This is a genomic window from Drancourtella sp. An57 (assembly GCF_002161525.1).
Classification (GTDB): domain Bacteria; phylum Bacillota; class Clostridia; order Lachnospirales; family Lachnospiraceae; genus Sellimonas; species Sellimonas catena.
In genome coordinates, this window is the sequence record NZ_NFHY01000001.1 from 81,266 (window position 1) to 107,595 (window position 26,330).

The 26,330-nt window shown below is 44.0% G+C and carries 26 protein-coding genes and 1 pseudogene; 3 read left to right on the forward strand and 24 right to left on the reverse strand.

The window, feature by feature from the left end; translation table 11 throughout:
* Nucleotides 1–163: 163 nt before the first annotated feature.
* The 3 genes from B5G11_RS00475 (at nucleotide 164) to B5G11_RS00485 (ending at nucleotide 2,865) form a co-directional block, all read left to right on the forward strand.
* Nucleotides 164–1,060, forward strand: coding sequence for an AraC family transcriptional regulator (locus tag B5G11_RS00475; protein WP_087251801.1), 897 nt, complete (start codon nucleotides 164–166; stop codon nucleotides 1,058–1,060).
* Between the two features lie 189 nt (nucleotides 1,061–1,249).
* The gene (locus tag B5G11_RS00480) at nucleotides 1,250–2,209 is read left to right on the forward strand and encodes an Rpn family recombination-promoting nuclease/putative transposase (RefSeq protein ID WP_087251802.1); all 960 of its coding nucleotides are present in this window, start codon (nucleotides 1,250–1,252) and stop codon (nucleotides 2,207–2,209) included.
* A gap of 149 nt (nucleotides 2,210–2,358) precedes the next feature.
* A complete protein-coding gene (locus B5G11_RS00485) occupies nucleotides 2,359–2,865 on the forward strand; it encodes a hypothetical protein (RefSeq protein WP_087251803.1) in 507 nt (168 codons plus the stop codon).
* Between the two features lie 84 nt (nucleotides 2,866–2,949).
* On the opposite strand, the gene B5G11_RS00490 is transcribed toward B5G11_RS00485, so the two are convergent.
* The 24 genes and pseudogenes from B5G11_RS00490 to B5G11_RS00605 all read right to left on the reverse strand — a co-directional run bounded on the left by B5G11_RS00490 (nucleotide 2,950) and on the right by B5G11_RS00605 (nucleotide 26,278).
* Nucleotides 2,950–4,080, reverse strand: coding sequence for an aldo/keto reductase (locus B5G11_RS00490; protein WP_087251804.1), 1,131 nt, complete (start codon nucleotides 4,078–4,080; stop codon nucleotides 2,950–2,952).
* A 183-nt stretch (nucleotides 4,081–4,263) separates the two neighbouring features.
* A complete protein-coding gene (gene rplA, locus B5G11_RS00495; RefSeq protein ID WP_087166679.1) occupies nucleotides 4,264–4,956 on the reverse strand; it encodes a 50S ribosomal protein L1 in 693 nt (230 codons plus the stop codon).
* A 60-nt stretch (nucleotides 4,957–5,016) separates the two neighbouring features.
* On the reverse strand, nucleotides 5,017–5,442 hold the full coding sequence (gene rplK / locus B5G11_RS00500) for a 50S ribosomal protein L11 (protein ID WP_024731653.1): 426 nt from the start codon (nucleotides 5,440–5,442) through the stop codon (nucleotides 5,017–5,019).
* A 54-nt stretch (nucleotides 5,443–5,496) separates the two neighbouring features.
* Nucleotides 5,497–6,012: a transcription termination/antitermination protein NusG gene (gene nusG, locus B5G11_RS00505; RefSeq protein WP_087166678.1), complete on the reverse strand. Its 516-nt coding sequence runs from the start codon at nucleotides 6,010–6,012 to the stop codon at nucleotides 5,497–5,499.
* A gap of 36 nt (nucleotides 6,013–6,048) precedes the next feature.
* Nucleotides 6,049–6,249 (reverse strand): preprotein translocase subunit SecE, encoded by a 201-nt coding sequence (secE, locus tag B5G11_RS00510; protein ID WP_087166677.1) that lies wholly within the window; start codon nucleotides 6,247–6,249, stop codon nucleotides 6,049–6,051.
* 23 nt (nucleotides 6,250–6,272) lie between these two features.
* Nucleotides 6,273–6,422 (reverse strand): 50S ribosomal protein L33, encoded by a 150-nt coding sequence (gene rpmG / locus B5G11_RS00515; protein WP_087166676.1) that lies wholly within the window; start codon nucleotides 6,420–6,422, stop codon nucleotides 6,273–6,275.
* 193 nt (nucleotides 6,423–6,615) lie between these two features.
* Nucleotides 6,616–8,751, reverse strand: coding sequence for a double-cubane-cluster-containing anaerobic reductase (locus B5G11_RS16930; protein WP_087166675.1), 2,136 nt, complete (start codon nucleotides 8,749–8,751; stop codon nucleotides 6,616–6,618).
* Nucleotides 8,748–9,887: a helix-turn-helix domain-containing protein gene (locus B5G11_RS00525; protein ID WP_087251805.1), complete on the reverse strand. Its 1,140-nt coding sequence runs from the start codon at nucleotides 9,885–9,887 to the stop codon at nucleotides 8,748–8,750. The genes B5G11_RS16930 and B5G11_RS00525 overlap by 4 nt, the downstream gene beginning before the upstream one ends.
* Before the next feature lie 120 nt (nucleotides 9,888–10,007).
* A complete protein-coding gene (locus tag B5G11_RS00530; protein ID WP_087251806.1) occupies nucleotides 10,008–11,168 on the reverse strand; it encodes a MalY/PatB family protein in 1,161 nt (386 codons plus the stop codon).
* Complete coding sequence (locus tag B5G11_RS00535) at nucleotides 11,156–12,436, reverse strand: M20 family metallopeptidase (protein ID WP_087251807.1); 1,281 nt, start codon at nucleotides 12,434–12,436, stop codon at nucleotides 11,156–11,158. The genes B5G11_RS00530 and B5G11_RS00535 overlap by 13 nt, the downstream gene beginning before the upstream one ends.
* 60 nt (nucleotides 12,437–12,496) lie before the next feature.
* Nucleotides 12,497–13,258 carry an amino acid ABC transporter ATP-binding protein gene (locus tag B5G11_RS00540; RefSeq protein ID WP_330680088.1) on the reverse strand — a complete coding sequence of 254 codons (762 nt, stop codon included), beginning with the start codon at nucleotides 13,256–13,258 and terminating at the stop codon, nucleotides 12,497–12,499.
* A gap of 1 nt (nucleotide 13,259) precedes the next feature.
* Nucleotides 13,260–14,096 (reverse strand): transporter substrate-binding domain-containing protein, encoded by an 837-nt coding sequence (locus B5G11_RS00545; RefSeq protein WP_087251808.1) that lies wholly within the window; start codon nucleotides 14,094–14,096, stop codon nucleotides 13,260–13,262.
* Between the two features lie 79 nt (nucleotides 14,097–14,175).
* Nucleotides 14,176–14,838, reverse strand: a complete 663-nt coding sequence (locus B5G11_RS00550) for an amino acid ABC transporter permease (protein ID WP_087166670.1) — start codon at nucleotides 14,836–14,838, stop codon at nucleotides 14,176–14,178.
* Nucleotides 14,839–15,233: 395 nt separating this feature from the next.
* Nucleotides 15,234–16,589, reverse strand: coding sequence for a hypothetical protein (locus B5G11_RS00560; RefSeq protein ID WP_087251810.1), 1,356 nt, complete (start codon nucleotides 16,587–16,589; stop codon nucleotides 15,234–15,236).
* Nucleotides 16,590–16,685: 96 nt separating this feature from the next.
* The gene (locus tag B5G11_RS00565) at nucleotides 16,686–17,189 is read right to left on the reverse strand and encodes a CarD family transcriptional regulator (protein ID WP_087166667.1); all 504 of its coding nucleotides are present in this window, start codon (nucleotides 17,187–17,189) and stop codon (nucleotides 16,686–16,688) included.
* A 103-nt stretch (nucleotides 17,190–17,292) separates the two neighbouring features.
* Nucleotides 17,293–18,045: an arginase family protein gene (locus tag B5G11_RS00570; protein ID WP_087166666.1), complete on the reverse strand. Its 753-nt coding sequence runs from the start codon at nucleotides 18,043–18,045 to the stop codon at nucleotides 17,293–17,295.
* 4 nt (nucleotides 18,046–18,049) lie between these two features.
* Nucleotides 18,050–19,477, reverse strand: coding sequence for an NAD(P)/FAD-dependent oxidoreductase (locus B5G11_RS00575; protein WP_255396370.1), 1,428 nt, complete (start codon nucleotides 19,475–19,477; stop codon nucleotides 18,050–18,052).
* Between the two features lie 234 nt (nucleotides 19,478–19,711).
* Nucleotides 19,712–20,224 carry a hypothetical protein gene (locus B5G11_RS00580; protein ID WP_343215450.1) on the reverse strand — a complete coding sequence of 171 codons (513 nt, stop codon included), beginning with the start codon at nucleotides 20,222–20,224 and terminating at the stop codon, nucleotides 19,712–19,714.
* Entirely contained in the window at nucleotides 20,221–20,349 is a 129-nt protein-coding gene (locus B5G11_RS16935) for a hypothetical protein (RefSeq protein WP_343215451.1), read from the reverse strand. The genes B5G11_RS00580 and B5G11_RS16935 overlap by 4 nt, the downstream gene beginning before the upstream one ends.
* A gap of 143 nt (nucleotides 20,350–20,492) precedes the next feature.
* Nucleotides 20,493–20,885 (reverse strand): annotated as a pseudogene (locus tag B5G11_RS00585) (oligopeptide/dipeptide ABC transporter ATP-binding protein); the annotation flags it as partial.
* Nucleotides 20,886–20,921: 36 nt separating this feature from the next.
* Nucleotides 20,922–22,028 carry a Gfo/Idh/MocA family oxidoreductase gene (locus B5G11_RS00590; protein ID WP_087251812.1) on the reverse strand — a complete coding sequence of 369 codons (1,107 nt, stop codon included), beginning with the start codon at nucleotides 22,026–22,028 and terminating at the stop codon, nucleotides 20,922–20,924.
* A gap of 18 nt (nucleotides 22,029–22,046) precedes the next feature.
* Nucleotides 22,047–24,269, reverse strand: coding sequence for an alpha-galactosidase (locus B5G11_RS00595; RefSeq protein WP_087251813.1), 2,223 nt, complete (start codon nucleotides 24,267–24,269; stop codon nucleotides 22,047–22,049).
* A gap of 15 nt (nucleotides 24,270–24,284) precedes the next feature.
* A complete protein-coding gene (locus tag B5G11_RS00600) occupies nucleotides 24,285–25,454 on the reverse strand; it encodes a PLP-dependent aspartate aminotransferase family protein (RefSeq protein ID WP_087251814.1) in 1,170 nt (389 codons plus the stop codon).
* 113 nt (nucleotides 25,455–25,567) lie between these two features.
* Nucleotides 25,568–26,278: an FCD domain-containing protein gene (locus B5G11_RS00605; RefSeq protein ID WP_343215452.1), complete on the reverse strand. Its 711-nt coding sequence runs from the start codon at nucleotides 26,276–26,278 to the stop codon at nucleotides 25,568–25,570.
* Between the last annotated feature and the right edge of the window lie 52 nt (nucleotides 26,279–26,330).

Consider the following 26,330-nt stretch of genomic DNA (forward strand, 5'->3'; position numbering starts at 1 on the left):
ATTTCCATTGGTATGATTCTATCATTAATGCCTTTTTGCATCCATAGCTGTTTTGTCTATAAACATTGCCATTTCTCAGATTTTTCTTCTTTTTTGCAATTTTTCTTTCTTTTAGCATTGCGAAATTGTATAATCAAGTCACTATATAGAAAAGGGGGATATCATGTTACAGAATTCGGATTTATTTTTAAATGCTGTAGAAAAAGATTCTCTGGATCTTGCTTTTCAATCCAGCGGCATCGATCAGTGTGTCTGCGGAAATATTTTCGGTCCGCGCATCCGGCGTTATTATCTGATCCATTTTGTTTTAGACGGTTTCGGTGTTCTGCAGATCGAAGAAAAAAAATATCCGGTCAAGCCAGGGCAGGCATTTCTGATTCCCGCAGGCGTAAATGCCGCCTACCAGGCAGATTTCCGCCACCCATGGAAATACTGCTGGATCGGTTATCAGGGAACTCAGGCCGGCTATTATACGAGCCTTCTTTTTGGAGATGGATTCGTTACCGACATACAGGATGTCACTCTTTACGAAAAAATGATCATGAAGTTCCTCGCTTTCACCGACCGGCGTATTCCTGATGGAGCCAGATTTACACCCGAAGACTTTCCTCTCACCTTTTTTTCGGAAGCAAAAACCGCATCCGGACATCTCAAACTGAATGGTCTACTGAAGGAAATGTTTTCGAGCCTTGTTGCGGAACATCACAAAGATCAGGAGGACATTTCCTCAGCTCCGTATCCGAAGCAGATCAAAGCCTATATTGACCGGCATTATAATGAACATATGCAAATTCAGGACATTGCTGACTATTTGCATCTGAATCCTCATTATGTAACCGCGGTCTTTAAGCAGAAATACTTCAAAACACCGAAACAATATCTGACAGAACTGCGGATTGAGAAAGCAAAAATCTATCTTGTAGATACAGATTATTCCCTGCAGGTCATTGCAAATGCGGTAGGACTAGAAAATCCATTTTCCTTCTCCCGACTTTTCAAGTCGGTAACGGGATATTCGCCGTCTGAATATAAGAAACGGTTTCCAAACTGGTTTTCTTAATTAATAATTTTATATATCGGTAGAAAAAATTATGAGAATTTTATTGATTGACAGCCCGGCTGTTGATTTCTATCTCCTCTATTGCTATACTAGGGGCATATTCTTTCCCGCCTTTTCCTACAAGGCGGGAGCCATTTCTTATTATCTATTGATTCCATTCTATTTTCAAATCAAAGGAGGCTTCTGCCTATGAAGAAAAAACAAAGAAAAATCACATCTAAAACAAAAAAACGGAACCGGTCCTTGGGAAAACCTGTCAACCGAAAGTACAAAGACACTCTTTTCCGTATGATTTTCCGGGACAGACACAATCTTTTATCCCTCTATAACGCATTAAACCACTCTTCCTATACGAACGAAGAAGATCTTGAAATCACCACTCTGGAAGACGTCATCTATGTAGGAATGAAAAATGACGTATCTTTTCTCTTTTCCAGTACCCTGAATCTGTACGAACATCAAAGCACCCTGAATCCAAATATGCCGATCCGCGGCCTGTTTTATATGGCACGCATTTACCAGAACTATATCAAGAAACACGGGCTGAATCTTTACAGCACACGACGGATTCCTTTACCCGTACCGGTATATGTGGTATTCTATAATGGACAAAGCGAAGAATCGGAATACCGGGAATTGAACCTTTCAGATTCCTTTATGAAATCTGCTTTTACGGAACAGGCGGCACTGGAATGCCGGGCACTGATGCTCAACATCAATCTTGGGCATAATCAGGCACTTCTCGAAAGCTGTAAAGTCCTATGGGAATACTCCTACTTTATAAACGAAGTAAGGGAAAACCAGCGTCAGGGGCTTGCCATAGAAACAGCAGTCCAGGAAGCGCAGAAAAGCTGTATTGAAAAGGATATTCTGAAAGAATTCCTGGAACAAAACAGTGCGGAGGTGAGCGATGTGATCCTGGAAGAATTTGATCAGGAAAAATATGAGGAAGATCTTCGGCGGGAAAGCTGGGAGGATGGCAAAATCGCTGGTATGGAAGAGGGTAAAAGCATCGGAAGGGAAGAGGGCAAAGCGTTGGAAAAGAAAGAACTGCTTGTCAATCTCTACCGTAAACATTTGCTGACTTTGGAGCAGGCCGCAGAGGAGTATGGTACAACGACAGAGGAATTCCGAAAATTTTTATTGTAATGCAGAAACAATTTGGCATATGTTGATTTATATCACTTCTATTACTATACTGTGAACATATTCTTTCCCGCCTTTTCCTACAAGGCGGGAGACATTTCTTGTTGTCTATTCATTCAATTCTATTTTCAAATCAAAGGAGGCTTCTGCCTATGAAGAAAAAACAAAGAAAATACCGGGAATTAAACCTTTCAGATTCCTTTATGAAATCTGCGTTTACAGGACAGGCAGCACTGGAATGCCGGGCACTGATGCTCAACATCAATCTTGGGCACAATCAGGAACTTCTCGAAAGCTGTAAAGTCCTATGGGAATACTCCTACTTTATAAATGAAGTAAGAGAGAACCAGAAACAGGGGCTTGCCATAGAAACAGCAGTCCAGGAAGCGCAGAAAAGCTGTATTAAAAAGGATATTCTGAAAGAATTCCTGGAACAAAACAGTGCGGAGGTGAGCGATGTGATCCTGGAAGAATTTGATCAGGAAAAATATGAAGAAGATCTTCGGCGGGAAAGCTGGGAAGATGGCAAAATCGCTGGTATGGAATTTGAAAAGAAAGAACTTCTGCTCAATCTGTATCGTAAACATTTGCTGACTTTGGAGCAGGCCGCAGAGGAGTATGGTACAACGCCAGAGGAGTTCCAAAAATTTTTATTGTAATGTAGAGACGATTTGGCATATTTCAAAAACCGGAAGAAATTCACAAGATGAGCGTGCATTTCTCCCGGTTTTTCATTCTCTTCTTTATGCTTTCAGTCTTGCCGAAAAATCTGCCATTGCCTCGGAAATTTTGATCTGCTGCGGGCAGACTGCTTCACAGCTTCTGCATCCGATGCAGGCGCCCGGCCGTTTATCTTCCGGAAGGGTTCCCATAACCATCGGTGCAATGAAGCCGCCGCCCGTAAAGCTGTGTTCATTGTACAGACTTAAGAGTTTCGGGATATCAAGGCCCTGTGGACAGTGGCTGACACAATAATGGCATGCGGTACACGGAAGTGTGCCGTCCAGCATTCCGTTTGCCACAGACAACAGCTTATCCATCTCTTCGTTGGAGAGCGGTTTTTCTGTCTCAAAGGTGCTGATATTATCCTGAAGCTGTTCCATGTTGGACATACCGGACAGGGTTACTGTCACTTCCGGAATAGACTGGAGGAACCTGAATGCCCACGCCGGAATTCCTTCGTCCGGACGCATGGATTTTAATATTTCTTCTTCCCTGTCTTTCAGTTTGGCAAGTTTTCCACCCCTGAGCGGCTCCATAACCCAAACCGGAAGATTGTATTCTTTCAGCAATTCTACTTTGGCCTTTGCGTCCTGGAAAGACCAGTCAAGATAGTTGATCTGGATCTGGCAGAACTCCATTCCCTCTCCATATGCTTCCAGAAATCTCTTCATGACATCATAGCTTCCATGTGCAGAGAATCCCAAATGACGGATCCGTCCGTTTTCTTTCTGTTTCATCAGATATTCGTAGATTCCATTAGAACGATCCAGATAGGCATCGATATTCATCTCGCACACATTGTGGAACAAATAAAAATCAAAATACTCTACCTGACATTTTTCCAGCTGCTTTTCAAAAATCTCTTCTACTTTGTCCATGTTGGAAAGATCGTAACCCGGGAACTTCGTAGCAAGATAAAAGCTTTCCCTTGGATATTTGCTTAACATCTTTCCTGTGACCAGTTCAGAGTTTCCATTATGATATCCCCATGCAGTATCAAAATAGTTGACACCATGCTCCATCGCATAAGCCACCATTTCCTCTGTTGCCTTCTCATCGATTCTGGCATCGTCTCCATCAATTACCGGAAGACGCATTGTACCAAGTCCAAGGGCAGACAGTTTCAGGCCCTGAAAATCTTTGTAAATCATTTTGTTACCTTCTTTCTTCCTATTATAAACAATCCATCGGCTGCCAGGTCCGTGGTTAGTCGGACTCTTTAATTCTATTATAAAATCTTTAAAATAAAACCGCAAATTGATTTCAGTTATAGAATTGTATAACAAAAAGGAATCCTGCTTTTGCAGGATTCCCCTTTATCTACGCAAATCTGATTAAGCTAATTTAGCCGGATTTACTTTTACGCCAGGTCCCATTGTAGATGTGATTGTTACACTCTTCAGGTACTGACCTTTTACAGCTGCCGGTCTTGCTTTGTTGATTGCATCAATAAGCGTCTGGAAGTTGTCCGCTAACTGTTCTTCTGTGAAGGAAGCTTTTCCAACCGGTACATGGATAATGTTTGTCTTGTCCAATCTGTATTCAATCTTACCAGCTTTAATGTCCTGGATGGCTTTTGTAACGTCCATTGTTACTGTACCAGCTTTCGGGTTCGGCATTAATCCTTTTGGTCCGAGTACACGTCCCAGACGTCCGACTACACCCATCATATCCGGTGTAGCTACAACTACGTCGTAGTCAAACCAGTTTTCGTTCTGGATTCTCGGGATCAGATCTTCTGCTCCAACGTAATCTGCTCCGGCAGCTTTTGCTTCTTCAGCTTTAGCGTCCTTTGCAAATACAAGGATACGAACCTTTTTACCTGTTCCGTGCGGAAGTACTACCGCACCACGGATCTGCTGATCTGCGTGACGTCCGTCACAGCCTGTTCTGATATGAACTTCGATTGTCTCGTCAAATTTAGCTGTTGCAGCTTTTTTAACTAATGCGATTGCTTCATCTCTGTCGTAAAGATTTCCTCTTTCAATCAGTTTAGAAGCTTCGATATATTTCTTTCCTCTTTTCATCTTATAACCTCCTAGTGGTAATATCGGGAGCGAGCCCTCCCACATTTCTAACGTTTACAATTAGTCAACTACTGTAACACCCATGCTTCTGCATGTACCAGCGATCATGCTCATAGCAGCTTCTACGCTTGCAGCGTTTAAGTCTGGCATTTTGAGTTCAGCGATTTCCTGAACCTGAGCTTTTGTGATCGTAGCTACTTTTGTTTTGTTCGGAACACCAGATCCTGATTTGATGTTGCAGGCCTTTTTGATCAGGACTGCTGCCGGCGGTGTCTTTGTGATGAAGCTGAAGCTTCTGTCATTGTAAACTGTGATAACTACAGGGATGATCAGATCTCCCTGATCAGCTGTTCTTGCGTTGAACTGCTTTGTAAATTCTACGATGTTAACTCCGTGCTGACCAAGAGCAGGACCAACCGGAGGAGCCGGTGTTGCCTTTCCAGCAGGAATCTGTAATTTGATATAACCTTCTACTTTTTTAGCCATTATATTGTACCTCCTTGTGGTATTTGCGGGGATTTCCCTCCCACTTCATTTACGTTACATTTTCTTGACATCTGAAAAACCGATCTCAACCGGTGTTTCACGGCCAAATAACTCAACATTGATTGTAACACTCTGCTTTGGCGTATTGATCGCCTGAATGACTCCAACAGTGTCAGCCCATGCGCCTGATACGACGCTGACTGTATCGCCTACCTCAAAGTCCACAACAATATCTTCTTTCTTGATTCCAAGCGGCGCCATTTCCTCATCTGTGAGCGGTACCGGCTTGGATCCCGGTCCTACGAACCCGGTTACGCCCCGTGTATTACGTACAACATACCAGGTGTCGTCATTCATAATCATATGAATCAGTACATAGCCCGGAAACAGCTTTCTCTGGGCAGCTTTCTGAACTCCGTTTTTGAGCTCCACTACGTCCTGCATCGGAACCCTGACTTCCAGAATCTGGTCTTCCAGGTGTCTGTTTTCGATTGTCTTATCAATGTTGGCTTTTACCTTATTTTCATACCCTGAATAAGTATGAACTACATACCATTTTGCCGTTGACATATTAATCACCTTTCTTACTGTCAGGTCATCAGTTTCTTAGCGAACTAAGAAATCGATTCCGAATGTTAGAAGCGCATCGACTACCGAGATAATCGCTCCCAAGATTACAGTAACAGAGACAACTGCCACCGTTTGTTTTGCAAGAGTCTTCTTGTCTGGCCAGATAATTTTCTTAAACTCTGCTTTCAAGCCTTTGATTTTGGAAGGCTTCTTTGCTTTCGTTTTAGAATCGCCCATAACATCCGCTCCTTCTCAAACGACTATTTCGTTTCTTTGTGTACTGTGTGAGTTCTGCAGAATCTGCAGTATTTCTTTGTTTCCATGCGCTCCGGATGAGTTTTCTTATCCTTTGTCATGTTGTAATTACGCTGCTTACATTCTGTACATTCTAATGTAATTCTTGTACGCACAACTTCCACCTCGCTTTTTTTTACTTCTTTTTTACTGGTTACGCGGCAGTTTGCGAAGCTGCCTGATTTTAGGCATAAAAAAAAGACCTATACTTCCATTCGCCATATCAGAATATCACATGGCCAAGCATGAAGTCAAGTCTTTTCCTTATTTATTTACAGTTTCCTCACAATTTCTGTCTGTTTTCCTAACTTACATGTTTTTTACTTTTTTCATTTCCATAACCATCAGAAGTCTCTCGCATTCTGCACCGTCTTTATCGTCAATTCCAATCATATCATTCAGCTGGACAATTCTCGGCATCAGCGTATTTCGATGAATTCTGAGTTTTGCTGCCGTCTGGGCGGCATTTCTTTTCATCTTCAGGTACCAGTACAGTGTTTCATACAGATCTTTCCCTTTTTCTTTGTCCTCCTTTTCCACACACTCCAGCTCATCTACGTACAGATTTTCTTTTTCGATTCTTTTTCCAATGTAAGTAACTGCCAGATCGTGATAATAGTCCTCCACGAGACAGACTTTCCTGCGTTCTTTTTTACTTTTTATAATAGAAAATACGTACCTTTGTAGTTCCCTGTTCTTTTCTTTGCTCTCAAAGGTCTGAAATCCGTTTCCTATTAGGATTTTACCATCCCTTTCTTTCATCAGTTCTTTTACTTTCGCAGTCATCCTGTCCCTATCTTCTTTTCCGTCAGTTCCGGAAATAAACAGTTCCTTTTTGCCTTCCCTCTGCACTTTCAAAAAAAGGTCCTGTTCTTCATTCAGCATCCTGAAAATCTGATCCGCATTTTCCTCCATATCCGTGAGAATCCAGATAAAGTCAGGGCGTTCTTCTTCGTTTCTGTCTCTTTCACAGTCCACACGATAGCTTTGTATGATAACATCCAGCAGTTCTTCTACTTTTTCTTTATCCGTTTCCGAAGTCAGATATCCTGTTATTTTTCCTCCTTCCGGCAGCTCTCTTATGCAGCTTTTCAAATCTGCCGGTTTTTCACCTATACAAAATACTTCCTGATTACCAGGATCCGACACACATAGCGCAACCCCGGTATATCTCCATATTTCTTCCAGAATTTCCCTGCGAGACTTTCTTTTTACAATTCCTTCCAGTATGATTTTATAGCAGTAATTAATATCAAAATTTGCTTTCATTTCGGTGGTCTCTCTGCGCTCCGGCTGAATCATTTCAAGGAAAGCCGCCATTCTGGTAGAGATCTGCGCTGTATCCGCCTGAGAGTAATCGGTCTCCACAGCCAGATACGGTAGATGTTTCTCCTCGTTTACAAATTTTCGAATATAAAATGATTCTACTCCTGTCGAATGGCATCCGGTCAGAATCATTTCAACTACTCCGTCTACATGATACTCATCAATAATTTTTCCAATCAAATCGATACGATGATCATTTGGTGTCATGATGGAGCACCCGGTGGAAAGATATTTCCGGGCAATTGCTTCATAAATATCCTCCGCATTCTCATCGACCATGGTCCCCAGTGTCCTGACTCCGCTGCAGTTTTCTATCGCAACTACTACACCGCCATTTTCCTCTATTTCGCGGATAACTTTCATACTGTCTCCCCCGATCGGACAGCCGGTCACAAGAATCCTCGGTCGTTTTTCCAGATGCTTACCCTGTTTATATTCCTCCAAAATCTTATCGTGCACTCCATTTACCACCTCGGGAGTAGAAGAAAAATCAAATCGGTATTTACTGCCCTGTACCATTTTCTGAATATCCTCTCCTGTAACCGGAGCAGGATCCAGTTTCATCACATCACAAAGATTTTTGAGAGCAGTACGGATGCGATTATTCAGATGAACAGCATCCCTGAGCATTTGCTCCGTTATCACGACATGAAAGAACTCTTCAAAATACTCTTTTGTCCGGACGACCTCTTCTCTCCAGAATTTCACTCCCCGCTCAGACTGGCTGTTTGGCAGCTCCATTACATAGACAGGTTTGAATTCAGACATCATTTCAAACATTTTTTTCTTTCCATCACACGTTGTCTCGCCGATTACAAGATCCGCGAAATGAAAAAAGGGACATTTATCTTCCACCGCAAATCCATAACTGGATTTGACGAGAGGACAGATACTTTTAGGCAGATCTCTCTCTGCTGCCGCTACTGTCTCGTTAGCATAGGAGCACAGTCCTACCGGAATCGCTCCTACTGCCATCGCAAGTTCTGTCGGAAAATATGCGCAATACATTCCTACTACTGGGATATTTTTATCTTTATATTCTTTGATTTCCAGAAACGCCTTTCGTCTCTGTTCTCCAAATTCTTCAAATATTTCCGGTAAATTCTGAATTACTTTCATCGTTCTTTTCTTTCTCCTGTTTTACGCCTTACCATATCATGCATCATGATGAACGCTAATAAATCCCATGAATTTTCGGTGTCATTCAAATCCACTTCCAGACATTTTTCAATCTGTTTCAATCTGTATACAAGTGTGTTTCTGTGAATATGAAGTTTTTTGGCTGCCAGTGTAATATTATTTTCACATATCAGATATACTTTTAGCGTATGATAAAGTCCCGTATGTTTTTCTTCATCTTCTTCCAGCAGCCGCTGAATGGAGTAGTCCATCAGTCCGGCCTCCTCAATTAAAGGAGTCGCATAACTGTATATTCCCGGAATAAACCATTCCTTTTCCTGTCTGATTCCCTGTTCTCCCGGTACAGACTTGCCGGACCGTATGATACGTGCCAGAAGATGCTGTTTTGCTCTGCAGAGATGCCAGTCCGAAAAAAGCTCGCTCACACAGCCGGTAAGCTGACATTCATCCATTCTTTTCCGGATTCTCCCTGCACTCCTGTCCGTCAGTTTACAGAACAATACCCGGACTTCCCATTCATTCTCATATACATATGCGGAACTTCCATTGTCTCTTAAAAATCCGGAAAGACCGGCAGCAGTATTCCCGCTTTTTAAAAACAGGACCGCCATATACTTTCCGCCTTGCAATTCTTTTACCTGCCCGGTATCGATATCGTCTTCCATCATTGCCCATGCAATAATATGTCTTCGAAGAGACTGATTATACAGATACCTTTTCTGTTCCTGCGCAAAAAAACGTTCTACGATTTTTGCCAGAAACTGTCCCAGTTTCTCAAAAAACTTCCCGTCTTTCATATCCTCGCATATGAGCAGCACATATCCTGATACTTTCTTTTTATCATAAATCGGTTCTGTATAAAGAGTGCTTTTTCCGACCTTCTTTTTTACAAAAAACAGTTCGTATCCGTTCCATGACAAATGTTCTTTCCGAAAAAAGGAAAATGAGTTCTTATCCCCTCCAAATCCGGCACTTGCCATCAACCGTCCGCTCCCTGAAATAAATACGACTCCTTGTTTCGTATATCTGTAAATCCGTTCTGCTATATTATTCAGGGACAGATTTTCAGCCATTGCTTCAAAAATAATCTTATAACAGTCATTAATGTCATACATGTTTCTCACTCCATTTGCGGAATATTATGTAATGTACTGCCCCGGAATGTCAAATTGAATTTTTCCACGAAATCCATAGAGCGCTTCTATCAGCCTTTAAATCCATGTATTTTTCATGCATCAGATAAGATTTAAAACCAGTGCATCCACACCTTTTTCTACATTTTCCATGGAAGTCGCAAGATTCATCCGGATATATGTTCCGAACCGTTCTCCGCCAAACCAGTCTCCATAATCTACAGCTATGCGACATTTCCCTTGAATCAGCTCTTTCATATTCTCTCTGCTGACATAAGCCCCAAGATCAATCCAGCACAAATAGGTTCCTTCCAGCTGTGTCACAACCGCATCCGGAAGTTTCCGGGCAAGCTCATTTTTTACATACTGATAGTTATCCCATATTTTTTTGAGAACATCTTCGAGCCATGTTTCCCCGCCTTCATACGCTGCCTGTGCCGCAATATAGCCGAAGGCATTCCCGGAAATGACACGGTTTGCCGTCGTGTACTGATCCCACAGATTTCGAAGCTTTTCATCTGGAATAATTACAAGCGAATTCTGTCCGGCTGCCAGATTGAATGTTTTTGATGGGGCAGCCAGCATAATCATATGATCCTGATACCCTTCAACAGACAGAGACGGAATATGTCTGCTGCCATCAAAAATCAAGTCCTGATGAATTTCATCTGAGATAATATAGACCCCGTACTTTTTGCATATCTTAAACAGCCTTGCCAGTTCTTCTTTCTTCCACACACGCCCGGCAGGATTGTGCGGCGAACAAAGGATAAATAGCTTTACCTTGTTATCTACAATTTTATTCTCAAAATCCTCGTAATTAATCGTGTATTTCCCTTGATTAGTGATCAGATCCGAGCAGATCAGTGTCCTGTTGTTATTTTTCACTGCATTTAAAAACGGGTAATATACCGGCGTATGAACAATCACGGCTTCCCCCGGCTGAGTTAGTATCTGGACAAGCCAATGGAAACCGGCAACCACACCCGGAGAAAACCTGATCCATTCTTTGTCTACTCTGAAATGGTGCCGTTTTTCTTCCCAGTCTATGAAAGCCTGATAATAGGAATCCGGAATTTTATAGTATCCGTATACCCCCTGATCTACATACTTCCGCAGCGCATTTATCACACACTGAGGGACCTGAAAATCCATATCCGCCACCCACATGGCGTGAAGTCCTTCCTCTCCGAACATATTGCTTTGTCCATCCCATTTATTACAATTCGTATTTCTTCTGTCTACATATTTTATTTCTTCCACTCTTCTGTACCTGTACCCTTCTCTTGTTTTTGTAGAATGCCCATGCACCCATAGTAGCCAAGTGCCGCAAATACTCCCGCTGCTCCTTTTAAAACGTGATCATCAAACCGATACTCCGCGCTGTGAAGTCCCGGAATCTGTTCTTTTTCTTTGGGCCGAATTCCGATAAAAAGGTAGACAGCCGGAACGCGGCTGCTGAATTCAGAAAAATTTTCTCCTCCCAGATGGTCATGCTCAATAAAATACACTTTATCTTCTCCAAGAATTCCTTTTGCTGTTTTCTCAGTTCCTTCCAACAGATCTACCGCATTGTGCACAGCTCCTCCATGTATCCGGATATCCGCCTTATATTCTGCACCTGCCACATGGCAGACTGCCCTGACTTCTTTTTCCAGTTCTTTCCCCATTCTCTTTAATACATCCATATTCGCCGCACGCATTGTGCCACCAAATTCACATGTCTCCGGAATCACATTGTGGATTTTCACATCTCCAGCCTGCATATAGGTTACAGAAAAGACTTTTGCTTCTGTTCCGGATATTTTTTTTGTCAGAACAGACGGCATATGCTGGTAAATCTCAATGGCAGCGGCAATCGGATCTACTGTCTCTTCCGGCCAGGAAGCATGCCCCTTTTTCCCCATGATTTTTATAGAAAATCCTCCCACACATCCGAATGCGTATCTTCTCGCGATTCCTATTTTCCCGCTTTCCACAGACGGCCATCCATGCGCCGCAAATGCCATGTCTACTTTTGGGTTTTCCAGCACCTGATCTTTTTCAATCAATGCTGTTGCTCCCTTTCCGACCTCTTCCCCGGGCTGAAACACAAACTTAACACATCCGCCCCAGTTGTCCCGGATGTCTGAGAGAATTCTGGCAGCTCCAATGAGCCAGGCCGCATGGCCGTCATGACCGCATGCGTGCATACATCCCGGATGTTCTGAACGATATGGAAGTCCTTCCGGCTCCTCTACCGGCAGTGCATCGATATCAGCTCTCAAAAGTACGGTTTTCCCATCGGGAAGTTTACCACGCATAATTCCAATCAGTCCGTATCCTTCCGCCGCATGTTCGATTACTTCCACCCCTGGAATCTTCTGAAGTTCTCTTCGGATAATTTCATACGTCTTCGGAAGATACACTCCTGTTTCCGGCACCTTATGCAGCTCTCTCCGGATCCGTATGAGTGTCTGTTCCTCCTTCTCCGCCAGATATTTGATCCTTTCTTCCATGTCAGGACTTTTTTCAAATAATTTTTCTTCCACTGTCCGTCCTCCTCTTTTAGAAAAAGACCTGCACCAGATCCGTGCAGGCCATCTCTCTATCTACTTTCGATTTACAAAATTCAGGAACTGCCGAATCCTCGGATTTTCCGGGTGATCAATAATTTCCTCCGGTGTTCCATCCGCAGCAATCTGCCCTCCATCCATAAAGAGGACGCGGGTAGCTACTTCTCTGGCAAACCCTACCTCATGTGTCACCAGAATCATAGTCGTGCCTTCTTCCGCAAGTTTTTTAATCGTATTTAGTACCTCACCTACCAGTTCCGGATCCAGTGCAGAAGTCGGCTCATCAAACAGAAGAACATTCGGATTAACCGCCAGTGCTCTTGCAATTCCTACCCTCTGCTGCTGACCGCCGGAGAGTTTTGAAGGATAGAAATCCTTCCTTTCCAGCATTCCTACTTTTCCTAATAATTCCAGGGCAATTTTTTCCGCTTCGGCCTTTGGTTTCTTCTGAACCTGTGTCAATGCTTCCATTACATTTTCCAGAGCTGTCTTATTTTTGAAAAGATTGTAGCTCTGAAATACCATAGAAGAATGTTTGCGAAGTTCCAAAATCTCCTTCTTCGTGTGATGCGCGGCATCTACTGTAACATCACTGATGGAAATGACTCCTGATGTCGGTTCAGTCAAATAATTCAGGCACCGAAGCAGTGTGGATTTTCCGGTTCCGGACGGTCCAAGGATTGCAATCACTTCATTTTTATTGATTGTCAGGTTGATATCCTTCAGTACTTTTGTATCACTGTCAAATTCTTTATAAAGGTGTTCAATTTTTACAAGTTGTTTTTCTTTCTCCATCATATTACTCTTCCTGAATCAACTGTGTCATGTCTGCATACATCCATTTTTCTGTGATCTCCGCAATGGTTCCGTCATCCAGCATTTCCTGAATCAGACCGTTTAATTCATCACAGAGTTCCTTTCCTTCATCTGTTTTCGGAAGGAAATAGGCAACATTATTCGCCAAAAGCTTTTCATCAAAGAAACGGAAATCAGCCTCTTCGTTATTATGCATAAACTGGTTTACGTTTGTAGTCGTATTCGCATAAGCATCGATTCTGTCAAGCATCAGATCGTTCATTCCTACTGCGCTGTCTTCATAAAGAGTGACTGTAAATCCATACTGCTCTGCGAGGCCCTGGATAATGTTCTGTGCCGCCTGTCCATTAGTACATCCTACAGTCAGACCTTTCAAGTCCTCAACTGTCTGAAGATCTTCGTTCTCATTATTTACGATAATACACTGTGCATCACCATAATATGGGATTGTCGCATTATATTTCTCCATTCTTTCGTCTGTCACAGCTGTACAGTTTGCAACAACGTCTGCACGTTCTGTATCCAGTTCTCCCCACATTGCGTCGAATGCAGCCTGTTTTACTTCTACATTCCACCCTGTCCGTTCCTCAATTTCGGCCCACATATCGGAATCAATCCCTGTCCATGATCCATCATCTGCCAAAAGGGAATACGGTTCTCCAGTTCCGGCCGTTACAACAGTTACTGTTTTTTTATCATTCGTTTTCTGATCAGAGGATTTATTGGAATCTGAATCAGAACCCGATCCGTCCCCACAGCCGCCTGCCGTAAGAACCACCATCATCGCTGCCATTATTGCTGCTAATACACGTTTTTTCATAATCATTACTCCTCTTCTTTCTAAGTATCATGTTTATCTCAACGGCACTCCGTTTAAGATCCCATAAAACAGCTGAATATTAATACATACTTGCGCATTTTTTCTCCAGGAACTTGTGAACAATTCCAAGTATAAAAACAATAATCCAGTAAATCAGCATAACCGCCGCATAAATTTCAAAATAACGGAATGTTTTGGCTCCTTCAATCTTGGCGGCTCCCATAATATCCGGCACGCCGATCATAAATGCCAGTGATGTCATTTTAATAAGATTGATGACATCGTTAAAAAGCGGAGGCAGCGCAATCCGCACAGCCTGTGGAATAATAATACGGACCACCAGCTGAAGATTGGTCATTCCCAGAGAATATGCAGCTTCTTTTTGTCCTTCATCTACAGAAAGAAGTGCACCACGGATGCTTTCTGACATAAAAGCCCCCATATTCAAACTCATAACTACCGCTACCGCCACCAAAGGTGTCATATTTTTTACAAAGTTGCTGTACAGCGCAATTCCATAATAGAAAAAATACAGCTGTGCCACAACCGGTGTTCCTCTCATAACCGAAACATACACTCTGGTAAGCTGGCTTAAAACAGGTACTTTATAATAGCCTATGACCGCAATCACCACACCTACCAGAAGTGCAAAAATCGTTGCCGCAATCGTAAGCTCAAAAGTAACGTTTACCTTGCTCGCTATAACAGGAAGCACTTCCATAAAATAACTTACTTTGAACATCGCACTTACTCCACTCTTTCATAATTAATATTTTACATACCTCTTCATTTTAACTTTTATCGCAAAATTTTCATCATGATTATTCTACAAACTCAATTTTTATTTTTGTATGTTTCGCACATTTTCTATAACTTCCTTTTTTCTTATTTGTTTTTTCTATAATTATGATCCAATTAGAAATATTGCCTGTTTCCATAACAAAGAGTTGCGCTTGTGGAACTCTTGCGCCGAGCGTGGTCGCTTTAGCGGCAAGCTTCTGCTTTGCGCGAGTGCACATCCCGCGAAGCGTTTTTATTTAACAGGGAACAAAGTTTCCTGTCAAACAAAAAAACAGCCTGCTCCCAGTGCCTGAGAACAAACTGTTCTTTTATTTTTACTGTTTTTATCTATGAATGTTAATCACAAAGTTTCTTTTTTCCCTGCCATACCGGATTACTGTAAAACAGCAGGCCTTTCTCCGGATGGAATGCCTCAACTCTCGCCCAGTTCCACTCTCCTTTGCGGAACCGGATTTTCTCTTCTGCTTTCCACCCGCTCTCTGTCTGTATCACATCCATACGGATTCTCTCTCCGTTATGTATGATATAAACTTCCGGCTTCCTGGCTGATTCAATGTAAATGCGAATATCAATCTTCCTGTTCTGTTCCGGAAGTTCATCTCCCGGAAGATACTCTTCTCCTTCTGACCGTATCTTCAGTTCTGAATTCCTGTTTTCCGCCAGAACCATATGACCTTTTTTAATATTTTCCAGAAAGATTTCCGGTGTAAGCGCCTCGCAATGTATCAGAGTTTCCTTTTCTTTTGTCGCCCAGATCCGGTATCCTTCTCCCCATAGCCTGTCCAGAAGTATCGATGTTTTCGCGAATTCTTCCATACTTTTTCCGATTTCCATACAGGTCAGTGACGAAACCGGAATGGCATCCTCTTTCCATTCGCTTCCTTTCTGAAACGGATGTTCCAGATTCAGAATCCATCCTCTCTTTACCGCTTCCCGAACTGTCTCATAAAGATACTGTCCGCTCTCTTTTGTCCCTCTGCTCTCTATCAGTTCTTCCAGACGTTCCGGCATCTTATCAATTCCGATCAATCCTATGTCTCCGAAACAGGATGTAAGTTCCACGCCCGGGACTGTCATGACGGAGCTGTCCTTCCAACCTGTCGCCACCACATTTCTCTCTGTCGTGACATAGACATCGACGCCATCTGCTTTCGCTCTCTTTACAGCCTCCCGGATCGTATTTTCCCCGCCGGACATCCGGGTACGTGTATGAAGAGCTCCGAGATACCACCCTGTCCTGTTGCTGTAAAACTCCTTGCTGTTAAAATATCCAAGCCATAACTGCTCGCGATAATGCCGGTCAACCCAGACTTTTGATCCCATTGTTTCCTGCAATTCTCCCTTTTCTCCGCTGATGCAGATCCGCAGCGGTATCGTCTCACCTTCGGGAATCGTCTCGAAAAATTCCGGAAAAAGATACAGGCAGATTTTCCATCTGCCTGCTCCAACAGGTCCCGGGACGCCGCCCGGAGACGTGTGGGAAGCATGTCGTGCAATCGTAAAGTCTTCCTCTCCGTATCCGCACATACGTAAAAGCCGGATCCTGTTCTTTTCATCTCTGATCACAATATATCCGGCCCAGTCTGTTTTTGAAGTGATTGTCATTCGTTTCATTGCCTTGGATATTGTGATCGTTTCTTCCAGTTTTGCCGGTGTTGACCGGTTTACAAAAAATGTAATTGTTTTTTCCATGATTCGTGCTCTCTTTTCATACAATTTCTTATCAGTATAAGAGAACACGGTTAAATTCACCCCGCCTGTTTCGTTAAATGCGTGTAAAACGCGGGACTATTCTTCACCTAATTTTTCCGAAATAAAATCTTTCACCTTACCGCTCTCGATCTCCAGAGCCGCAGCCAGCTCATCATAAAGCACATGTTCCGCTGTCCGGAAATACCGGCTGTCCGCCGCTGTCAGATGTTTCCCCTGTGCTTCCCGTTCCTGCTTTCTGCGATAGATGGTCTTAATCAGACTGACCAGCTTTTTGCAGTCGCATGTCTTAAGTGCGTTTTTATAAGTCTCTTCACGCTTCCGCTCTTCCGTAATCCCAAGTACCGCAATTTCCTTCATTTCCTCAATCAGCAACAGAGCCTCCTCTTTACTGATAATCTTTCTCATCGGTATCTTCTGGCTGTCTACGGGAGCAAATACTGTACTTCCCGTCTCCCCAAAGGGAATCAGGGTATAATACAGCCTGTCCTTATCTTTTGCCACTGTCTCCAGCGGCCCGATCTTTGTGATCCGACAGACGCCATTATGACCATATACAACATACTCTCCAACTTTAAACATGCGCTCACGCCTTTCTTTGCTCAATCAATCCCTTTCGTTACCTATTTATATATAGTATAACATTTTTTTCCATTATAAATAAGGCATGAATTGCAAATTTCTCTCAGCATTCCAGCAGATGAAGTAAACTACCATTAATCCGGTCGTCCTGTTCCATTTCCTTCCTGCCTGCTTCTTCCAGAATAGAACCGGTACATTCTCCACAGATATCTACACCTATCACCTGCTCATGAAGCAGAATCTGATAAATTACCTTTTTCAAATCCGCAAGTTTCATTTTCCCCTGATTCCAGTTTGTCTTCACCTGCGAAGGATCCAGAATATCCTTGTCGATCGTAAGATACACCGGCACTTCAATATGTTTCTTCCGGAATTCCTCCCAGATGCGGTCATGCACCACAGCCTCTTCATTGTAGGCGGCAATTCTGTCTTTGTATTTTTCCGGAAGACTTTTTACAAGTTCCTCTTCCGCTCCAAGCAGAACGATCTTTCTTACATGCGGATTTTCGTCCAGCACCCGCGCAGCCCAGCATCCGCAGGAAAGCAGATTTTCAAACAGAGATGGCTGGGCATCCGGATGATGATCGATTAAAATAAGGACAAACGGCTCCCTGATCTTATCGGTCCAAAGTTTTGTCATATAGTGATAATTTCCGGAGTCAATAAAGTGAATCCCTTCCGGCGGAAGTTTCCTTATCCGCTCTTCCAGAATCTGCTCCGCCTGTTCATCACAGTAGCAGTTTGTCCCGTGGATATCTCTGCAGTCGATCCAGCAGATTTTTTCGCTCCGGTAAAATGTCTCTTTCTCATAAATGCCAGTAAAATTCATCACCACCGGCCTGCCGTCCTGCCTCATGCGATCACTCCTCCGCCTGTTCCATCTTGTTCAGAATACACCTTGCTGTATAAAGGCCGTTAGCCGATGCCTGCTGAAGGCCTCTTGTAATGGCTGCTCCGTCTCCCATTGCACGGAGGCCTTTTATATTTGTCTCAAATTCTTTGTCCGTTACAACCTTATTGGAGTAAAATTTGACTTCCACTCCATAGAGCAGTGTCTCATCACTTGCAATTCCCGGAGTCACCTTATCAAGGGCTTTGATCATTTCATCAATATCAACCATGATTCTGTGTGGGAATACCAGTGAAAGGTCTCCCGGCACTGCATCTTTCAAAGTCGGAATCAGGTTGTTTCTTACGAGACGCTCTGATGTTGTTCTTCTGCCGCGCCGGAAATCCCCGTATCTCTGAACAAGAATTTTTCCATCACAGAGCATATTCCCAAGCTGCGCAATGTGTTTTCCGTACTCAATCGGAGTTTTAAACGGTTCGGTAAAGTTCTTTGACACCAGAAGAGCGAAATTGGTATTCTTTGTCTTCATATCTTTTGATTTATAGGCGTGCCCGTTCACAACCGCAAGTCCGCCTTCATAGTATTCTGTCGCTACTTCTCCGGATGGATTTGTACAGAATACACGCACTTTATCGTCAAATGTCGGTGTATAGTAGACAAGCTTCGCTTCATAGAGCTTTTCATTTAGCTCTTTCATAATCTCATCCCGGACCTCTACACGGACTCCCACATCAACCGTTCCATTCTGCGTTTCAATCCCATGTTCCTGACAGATATGCGAAAACCATTCAGAGCCTTCCCTGCCGACGCCTGCAACGATCTCCGGCGCATAGAAGGTTTCTCCTTTCTCTGTGACCACTCCGACTGCTTTTCCATCCTCTATAAGAATATCCTGAACCATCGTCATAAACCGGATTTCTACATTAGTTTCCTCCAGATGCTTCTGAAGTCTTGTATAAATCTTGTATCCTTCTTCTGTACCAAGATGCCGGATCGGGCACTCAATCAATTTCAGATTTGCACGGATGGATTTTGCACGGATGTCCTCGATCGCCTGCATATCATCCAGACCGTAAACCTTTTCATCTGCTCCGAATTTCAGATAAATGCTGTCCGCCTCCCGGATCAGCTCTTCCGCTTTTTCATAACCTAAAATGTCCGGAAGAGTCCCTCCGACTTCCGGAGAGAGAGAGAGTTTCCCGTCGGAAAATGCTCCTGCTCCTGCAAATCCTGTCGTGATGGAACAAGGCTTACACCCCATGCAGACTTTCGTCTTTCTCTTTGGGCATGTCCGTTTTTCAATCGAACGTCCTTTTTCCAGCATCAGAACCTTCAAATCCGGCCTTTTCTGCATCAGCTCGTACGCGCAGAAAATACCTGACGGTCCTGCCCCGATAATAATCACGTCATACATATTTCTTGTCTTCGCCATATTCAAGTACCTCCGATTCTTTTGCAGTTTTCCTCCTCTTTTATCATAATACCCTTTTTCGGAAAACTCAATTCGCTTTTAAATTGAAATAGAATTCCTCTGTATCATTAATTGAATCTCTGCCGAATCGACAGTTTTGATATGTAACATAGATCTGAGACTGTCGATATGCAGCTATGAATTCACTGTGATACCGACAGTCAAAAATGAATCTCTTTTGCGGCTCAGAATGACCGCTGATTATCTGCTCTGAATTGCCTCTTCAAATGCCTCAACAGATCCCGCTCGAAGCGCTGTCTGAAACCAGCTTTTCAAAACTTCCAGATCTGTTTCTTTTTCAATTTTTTCCTGAAGTTCGGAAGGAATTTCTCCATAGGCATTTATAGTTTCCAGTAAAGTGTACTTTACTCCTTCTGTTTTTCCGGCGTTCCTTTCGTCTCTCAGCATCTCTTCCAGAATCATAAACCTCGCCTCCATTTCCCGGCTTTTCTTCACATCCACGATAAATTCCTGTAGCTTCTGTACATATGAATCTGCAAAGTTATTCTGGCTTTCTTTTAAATCTGCTTTTACAAACGCAAGAAATTTCACCAGCTTTTCCGGAACTTCCGCCGGATTCTTTCCGCAGGTGCTCAAATAGATGATTTGTCTGCCGTCCGGTAACTGGATGTCTGGCACTTCTTTACATATATTCTGGAAACTGTATCGATATTTTGCCTCTCCAAATGGGTCAAAATCGCATACAAAGATCACATAAGTATTAGGAATCTCTGCATATTCTCCAGAAATTCTTTGCAGTTCTCTTCATTCACCATGACTGCTCCGAAAAGAAAATTGTCCTTGATTATCAATTCCTGTAATGTTTTCTTTTTCGCCATATTCTTCCTCCATATACAGAGGAATTCTATGCCTTTATTATAAGCCCGCAGCGGGAAAAAATCTATCCCTTGTCTTTTTATCATAGAAAAAGGAGCAGCTTTCACTGCTCCCGTCGGGGTTTTGCAGCCCCATCTGTCCGTCCTTAGTCGAACAGATGGCATGCTGCGAAGTGTTCTTTTTCGATCTCTTTTAATACCGGTGTTTTGTTTTTGCACCTTTCTGTAGCATATTTGCATCTGCTTGCGAATAGGCATCCCGGACCGCAGTTGATCGGGCTTCCCACTTCTCCTTCGAGCGGGAGCACAACCTTGTTTTTCTCCTTCTCCGGATTCGGGAGCGGAATCGCGCTCAGAAGTGCTTTTGTGTATGGGTGCTGCGGGTTTGCGTACAACTCTTTACTTGACGCAAGTTCAACGATATGTCCCATATACATAACGCCGACACGGTCGGAAATATGTTTCACCATAGACAGATCGTGTGCAATAAACAGGTAAGTCAGGCCAAGTTCTCTCTGAAGCTTGACAAGAAGGTTGAGACGATTATCACCTCCGGCATGTCCGCTCATGTCGCCTTATGCGACCTCAAAGCTTACCGGTGTCCTTCCAAATTGTGTCAGTATTACTTTATTTTTTCCCAGATTTCCTTTGATGTCTCCTTTTGTTCCGCAGATATGGATGGTCCGCCCACCCTCTCCCGTAAAGGCTGTCATCTGGAAATCTACCGTAATTCCATCTTCAAATTCCATGTTGACGACCTGATGATCGACTACATCGTTATCGCATGCATAAACGCATCTGCCGTAAGGTCCGGTTTTAAGTGCCTTCCGTACTGCCGCCTCTGAAAGGTCATTCGGTGTCAGCACACAACACGGCCAGGCTGCATCTCCGGTCTTTCCTTCCCGGACTACAGTCCGGATTCCTGTGCGTTCATTTGTAATATAAATCTTCTCTGCATCATACGGGCAGTCAGCTTTCGCCGGGCATCCGTCCAGACAGCGTTTTGCAGCCCCTTCCGGTGCCTTTTCCGGGCGGAACAGATAAAGTCCTCCATATGAAGAAACCTTTTTGCACCGTTTCCCAAGGAGCCAGACAAAAATATCCAGATCATGGCAGCTCTTTGCGAGAATCATCGGGCTGGTCTCGTCTGTTCTTCTCCAGTTCCCTCTCACATAGCTGTGAGCCTGATGCCAGTATGTCACCTGCTCCATCGCCTGAATGGAAACAACTTCCCCAATAGCTCCGCCTGCAATCAGTTCCTTAATCTTTGAATAAAATGGCGTATAACGGAGTACATGCCCAACTGCGACAATTCTCTGATATTCATGCGCTGCCTTCTGAAGACGCCTGCATTCCTCCGGATCCGGTGAGATTGGTTTTTCGCAGAGTACGTGATATCCCTTTTTAATCGCATTTACCGCCTGCTCTACATGCTGCCGGTCCTGTGTCGCAATCACCATCACATCGGCAAGTTTTGGCTGCGCCAGCATTTCCTCCGCGGACGAAAAGCATCTGTTCTCCGGCAGACCGTATCGCATTCTGGCTGCTTCGCGTTTTTCTTCCTGTGGTTCGGCAACAGCTGTAACCTTCATTTCTTCCGGGCTTACAAACTGGTAATTTCCATAGATATCATTTCCCCTGTTTCCAAGTCCTGCAATTGCACATGTAATGATCTGTTTCATCTTCCCATATTCCCTTCCTTATGACTGTGCTGTCAGTTCAAAAAGCCGTGACTGATAATCTCCCTGTCTCTCTTTTTTCTCGCGGATACCGCTTGCATAATCCGAGACTGCCATTCCTGCCCGCATCAGCTCATCTCCGCATGCTTCCAGTCCTGTTTCCTTTATCTTGTAACAGAGGTTTTCGTCCAGACCTTTCAAAGTCAGCCGTTTCAACGGTGCATTGGCAGGCTGCCTCATACGGTAATATCCCGCCAGCGCATGTCTTTTATCTTCTGACACGACTATCCATGCCGCCTCGTCTCCTTCAAACGGACTGATTAACCGGTAAAATGTTCCCTCCATAATCAGTTTCCGGATTCGTTTATAATATTGAATCTGCTCTTTGACTTCTTCTTTCTCCTCTTCTGTCAGAGTATCCAGATCCATTTCATAACCAAAGCATCCGAAGTATGCCGTCTCCGCTCTTGTGGAAAGCGGCGTGTTTCGAAATGTCTGCTGATTCGGGGCCTCCGATACATGGCATCCCATGGAACTCAGCGGGTATACAAAAGAAGTTCCGTACTGAATCCGAAGCCGTTCTACCGCATCCGTATTATCCGACGTCCAGCACTGCGGTGCATAGTAAAGCATTCCAGGATCAAATCTGGCCCCGCCGCTCGCGCAGGATTCAAACAACACCTCCGGGAATTCAGATGTAAGACGTTCATACAGGCGGTAGACGCCAAGAATATGCCGGTGGAACAGTTTTCCCTGCTCCTCTGCTTTTCTTCCCTGCGAGAATGCCTCCGAGATACTTCGGTTCATGTCCCATTTGATATACGATACAGGCGCATCCCGCAAAATTCCGGAAATCTGGTCACCGATATAATCCACCACTTCCTCTTTCGAAAAGTCCAGCACAAACTGGTTTCTCCCGTGGCATGCATCCCGATACGGTACGTTGATCACCCAGTCCGGATGTTCCTCATAAAGTCTGCTGTCTTTATTTACCATTTCAGGCTCAATCCAAAGCCCGAATTTCATTCCCATGTTTTCAATCTTTTCTGCCAGTCCGCGGATTCCCTGCGGCAGTTTCTTCGGATCAGGATACCAGTCCCCGAGAGACGAAGTATCGTCATCTCTATGTCCAAACCAGCCGTCATCAAGCACCATCATCTCAACCCCGAGTTTCCGGGCTGTTTCCGCGAATTTCAGAATTTTATCTTCTGTAAAATCCATAAAGGTGGCTTCCCAGTTATTGATTACCACCGGTCGGACACGATCTCTCCAGTATCCTCTTGCAAGACGTTTGCGATAAAGCCGGTGAAATGTCCTGCTCATCTTTCCGAGTCCCTCTCCGGAATAAACGAGTACCGCCTCCGGAGTCTGGAAAGTTTCTCCCTTTTTCAGTGTCCATGAAAAGCCTTCCGGATGAATTCCGATCATGGCTCTTGCCACTCCAAATGTATCCACTGCTGTCTGTCCCAGGAAATTTCCGCTGTAAACCAGGCTGATCCCGATTGCTTCTCCGGCATCCTCTGTCGTCTCCGGCCGCTTCAGTGCAAAAAATGGATTGAACTGGTGGCTGCTGTGCCCGCGCATACTGTAAATAGCCTGAATTCCCTCGTGGAGAGGTGCTGTTTTCACATAACGTTCTCTTGCCCATGCCCCGGTCAGCTCGACCATCTCATATCTGTCGTCCGGCAGATCCAGATTCAGGCTCATGGCACGCTCCAGAACAATGCTGCTCTCTCCCTCATGGACAAATCTTGTATTTCTGATAATTACCGGCAGATTCTCAAAAATCGTGTAGGAGAGAATTATCTTTGTATTCATCACCCGGTCTCTCAGGTAGATCTCCAGTGTTTCTGCCTCCTCATCGGATTCTGTATAAACAGCCGGCAGCCCTTCGAGTTTCCTCTTCCCTTTCAGAATCACATAGTCTTCAAACGTAAATTCTGTAATACGGCTTCCGTCTTCCTGCAGAATCTCATAGGCAGGTTCTCTCATATCCCCGTGGCCGTAGGAAGGATATTCCTGTTTCAGATATTCCATGGAGAATGTCCGGTCTCCCTCATAAGTACAAGGCGCCATATCCCGCATGGAATATTCGATCAGATGCTGAAAACTCTCCCGGTCTTTGATTTTTCTGCCATAATAAATCTGTCCCGGCTGTCCGTTTCTTAAGATGCAGAAAATATAACTGATCTCATCATTATAAAGATGAAACTCTTTTGTGTTTTTATGAAATATGATCGGCATGTCTTCTCCTCTCTATCAGAAAACCTGCTGGAAAGCCTGTTCCAGATCTTCAATCAGATTTTCTGTCCCTTCCAATCCGCAGTGGATACGGATTACGTTTTGTCCGGCTCCCATCTTCTTACAGGTTTCTTCACTTTCCCTCGCGTAAGGCATCATCACCAGACTTTCGAATCCTCCCCAGGATACTCCGATTTTAAAGATCCGAAGCGCCTGACAGAATTCTTTTGCCTCCTGCGTTGTACTGTCCAGTTCAAAGCTCAATAGTCCGGTATGTCCTGACTGCTGTCTTTCGATCAGTTCGTGCTGTGGATGGGATGCAAGTCCGGTATAGTGTACCTTCTTTACTTTGGGATGCTGTTCCAGATACTGTGCTACAGCAAGTGCTGTCTTCCCGTGTTCCTTTACCCTCACTTCCAGAGTACGCAGCCCCCTCATCATCAGCCAGCCTTCCATCGGTCCTATAATACTTCCGATCTGTTCCCGGATTGTCCTTACCCGTTTCCCCAGTTCCGGATCTTTTACCGTCAGGGATCCTCCGATAATATCACTGTGTCCTCCCAGATACTTGGATGCGGTATGCATTACAAAGTCAGCTCCCAGTTCCAGCGGATTCTGGTAAATCGGTGTACAGAATGTATTATCGATATATACAAGGGCTCCTTTTGCATGTGCCGCTTCAGCCGCCTTTTTTATATCCTGAACGCGAAATACAACAGAGGAGGGACTCTCCAGCACCAGCAGCTGTGTATCATCCTCCAGAACCTCTTCAATCTCTTTCGGATCATCCCCGTCAATAAAAGTCGTCCGGACATTCATATGCTCTCTGCAGTAATTCTGAAGAAAATCTTTCAGTGGGCCATAGGCAGTGCGGATGCAGACTACATGTCCGCCGCAGGAACATGCAGTAAGAACCGCCGCTGTCGCTGCCGCCATTCCGGATGAAAACACGTAGCTTTCTACTCCTTTTTCAAGTTCGGTAATCTTTTCTTCGAGAATTCTTACAGTCGGGTTCTGGACACGTCCATAACAGTACGTGTGTTTATCCCGCTTATCCGAATCATAGTACTCGTCCACTGTGGGAAAAATATTTAATGAATTCATAAAAACCGGCGGAACGATCGCATTAAAATACTGATCGTATTCCTCCCCGGCATGTGCGAGTATCATACCTGTTTTCTCTTTCATCGCTTTCCTTCCTCTTTCCTTTTGTTATTTGTAGACTATATTCTGTCAGGTATCATCTATATGCTATAATATAGCTTGATTGTTTAAAATAAATGCACATCAGTTCTGCGGATTCACTGATGTGCTATTGCAATATCATCATATACGCAGTCCAAAAGCTTGTTGTTAATCTTCTGTGCCTTCTTGATATCACGCTCTCTCAACGCCTGATAGAGCATTTCATGATACGGCATGCTTGCCTTGAACGGGTCTTCAATATCCAGCGGAAACTGCCAGAGCTTATCCGTATATTCATCCAGTACTTTCAGTACTGCATAAAACACTTTGTTGTGGCACATCAGGTAGATCTTCTCATGAAATGCCTTGTCCTCTTCGGTATCCCGCTCATCCGCCCGTACCTTCTTCATAAGGACCTCCGTGATCTCCCCCAGTTCGTCCATCTCCTGATCAGTGGCATTCCGCACTACCATGGCCATCAGTTCTGTCTCCATCGCTCTTCTGGCCTCCAGTGCTTCGATCAGAGACTCTCTCTCCATTGTAAAACCGATCAAAGACTCCAGTGCCGTTGCTTTCCTTCCGCGGCATCCTACAAATATGCCTTTGCCGTTCTTCACTTCCACAATGCCTTCCGCCTCCAGAGTCTTCACTGCCTCTCTAAGCGCTGTCCTGCTGACCTGCATCATTTCAATGAACTGTCCCTGAGAAGGAAGTCTGTCACCTTCTTTCAGATCATGTTCCTCTATGTAGCTTTGAATGTACTTAATAATTTCTGATTGTAAAGAAACTCTTTTGATCGGTTTTGCCATCACTGTTCTCCCTATCATGTTCCTTGGGATCATTATATACTTCTTCCAATTCCACGTCAACTGATTTCTT

Bases quoted from the DNA above. Each gene is read 5' to 3' on its own strand.
- B5G11_RS16935 (WP_343215451.1), bottom strand. From the start codon at position 20,349: ATGGCGAAAAAGAAAACATTACAGGAATTGATAATCAAGGACAATTTT.
- B5G11_RS00605 (WP_343215452.1), bottom strand. From the start codon at position 26,278: ATGATAGGGAGAACAGTGATGGCAAAACCGATCAAAAGAGTTTCTTTA.
- B5G11_RS00560 (WP_087251810.1), bottom strand. From the start codon at position 16,589: ATGGAAAAAACAATTACATTTTTTGTAAACCGGTCAACACCGGCAAAA.
- B5G11_RS00475 (WP_087251801.1), top strand. From the start codon at position 164: ATGTTACAGAATTCGGATTTATTTTTAAATGCTGTAGAAAAAGATTCT.
- B5G11_RS00480 (WP_087251802.1), top strand. From the start codon at position 1,250: ATGAAGAAAAAACAAAGAAAAATCACATCTAAAACAAAAAAACGGAAC.
- B5G11_RS00490 (WP_087251804.1), bottom strand. From the start codon at position 4,080: ATGATTTACAAAGATTTTCAGGGCCTGAAACTGTCTGCCCTTGGACTT.
- B5G11_RS00590 (WP_087251812.1), bottom strand. From the start codon at position 22,028: ATGAAACAGATCATTACATGTGCAATTGCAGGACTTGGAAACAGGGGA.
- B5G11_RS00595 (WP_087251813.1), bottom strand. From the start codon at position 24,269: ATGCCGATCATATTTCATAAAAACACAAAAGAGTTTCATCTTTATAAT.
- B5G11_RS00540 (WP_330680088.1), bottom strand. From the start codon at position 13,258: ATGATGGAGAAAGAAAAACAACTTGTAAAAATTGAACACCTTTATAAA.
- B5G11_RS00600 (WP_087251814.1), bottom strand. From the start codon at position 25,454: ATGAAAGAGAAAACAGGTATGATACTCGCACATGCCGGGGAGGAATAC.
- B5G11_RS00565 (WP_087166667.1), bottom strand. From the start codon at position 17,189: ATGTTTAAAGTTGGAGAGTATGTTGTATATGGTCATAATGGCGTCTGT.
- rplA (WP_087166679.1), bottom strand. From the start codon at position 4,956: ATGAAAAGAGGAAAGAAATATATCGAAGCTTCTAAACTGATTGAAAGA.
- B5G11_RS16930 (WP_087166675.1), bottom strand. From the start codon at position 8,751: ATGAAAGTAATTCAGAATTTACCGGAAATATTTGAAGAATTTGGAGAA.
- B5G11_RS00550 (WP_087166670.1), bottom strand. From the start codon at position 14,838: ATGTTCAAAGTAAGTTATTTTATGGAAGTGCTTCCTGTTATAGCGAGC.
- secE (WP_087166677.1), bottom strand. From the start codon at position 6,249: ATGGGCGATTCTAAAACGAAAGCAAAGAAGCCTTCCAAAATCAAAGGC.
- B5G11_RS00545 (WP_087251808.1), bottom strand. From the start codon at position 14,096: ATGAAAAAACGTGTATTAGCAGCAATAATGGCAGCGATGATGGTGGTT.
- B5G11_RS00485 (WP_087251803.1), top strand. From the start codon at position 2,359: ATGAAGAAAAAACAAAGAAAATACCGGGAATTAAACCTTTCAGATTCC.
- B5G11_RS00570 (WP_087166666.1), bottom strand. From the start codon at position 18,045: ATGAGGCAGGACGGCAGGCCGGTGGTGATGAATTTTACTGGCATTTAT.
- rplK (WP_024731653.1), bottom strand. From the start codon at position 5,442: ATGGCTAAAAAAGTAGAAGGTTATATCAAATTACAGATTCCTGCTGGA.
- B5G11_RS00525 (WP_087251805.1), bottom strand. From the start codon at position 9,887: ATGTATGACATTAATGACTGTTATAAGATTATTTTTGAAGCAATGGCT.
- nusG (WP_087166678.1), bottom strand. From the start codon at position 6,012: ATGTCAACGGCAAAATGGTATGTAGTTCATACTTATTCAGGGTATGAA.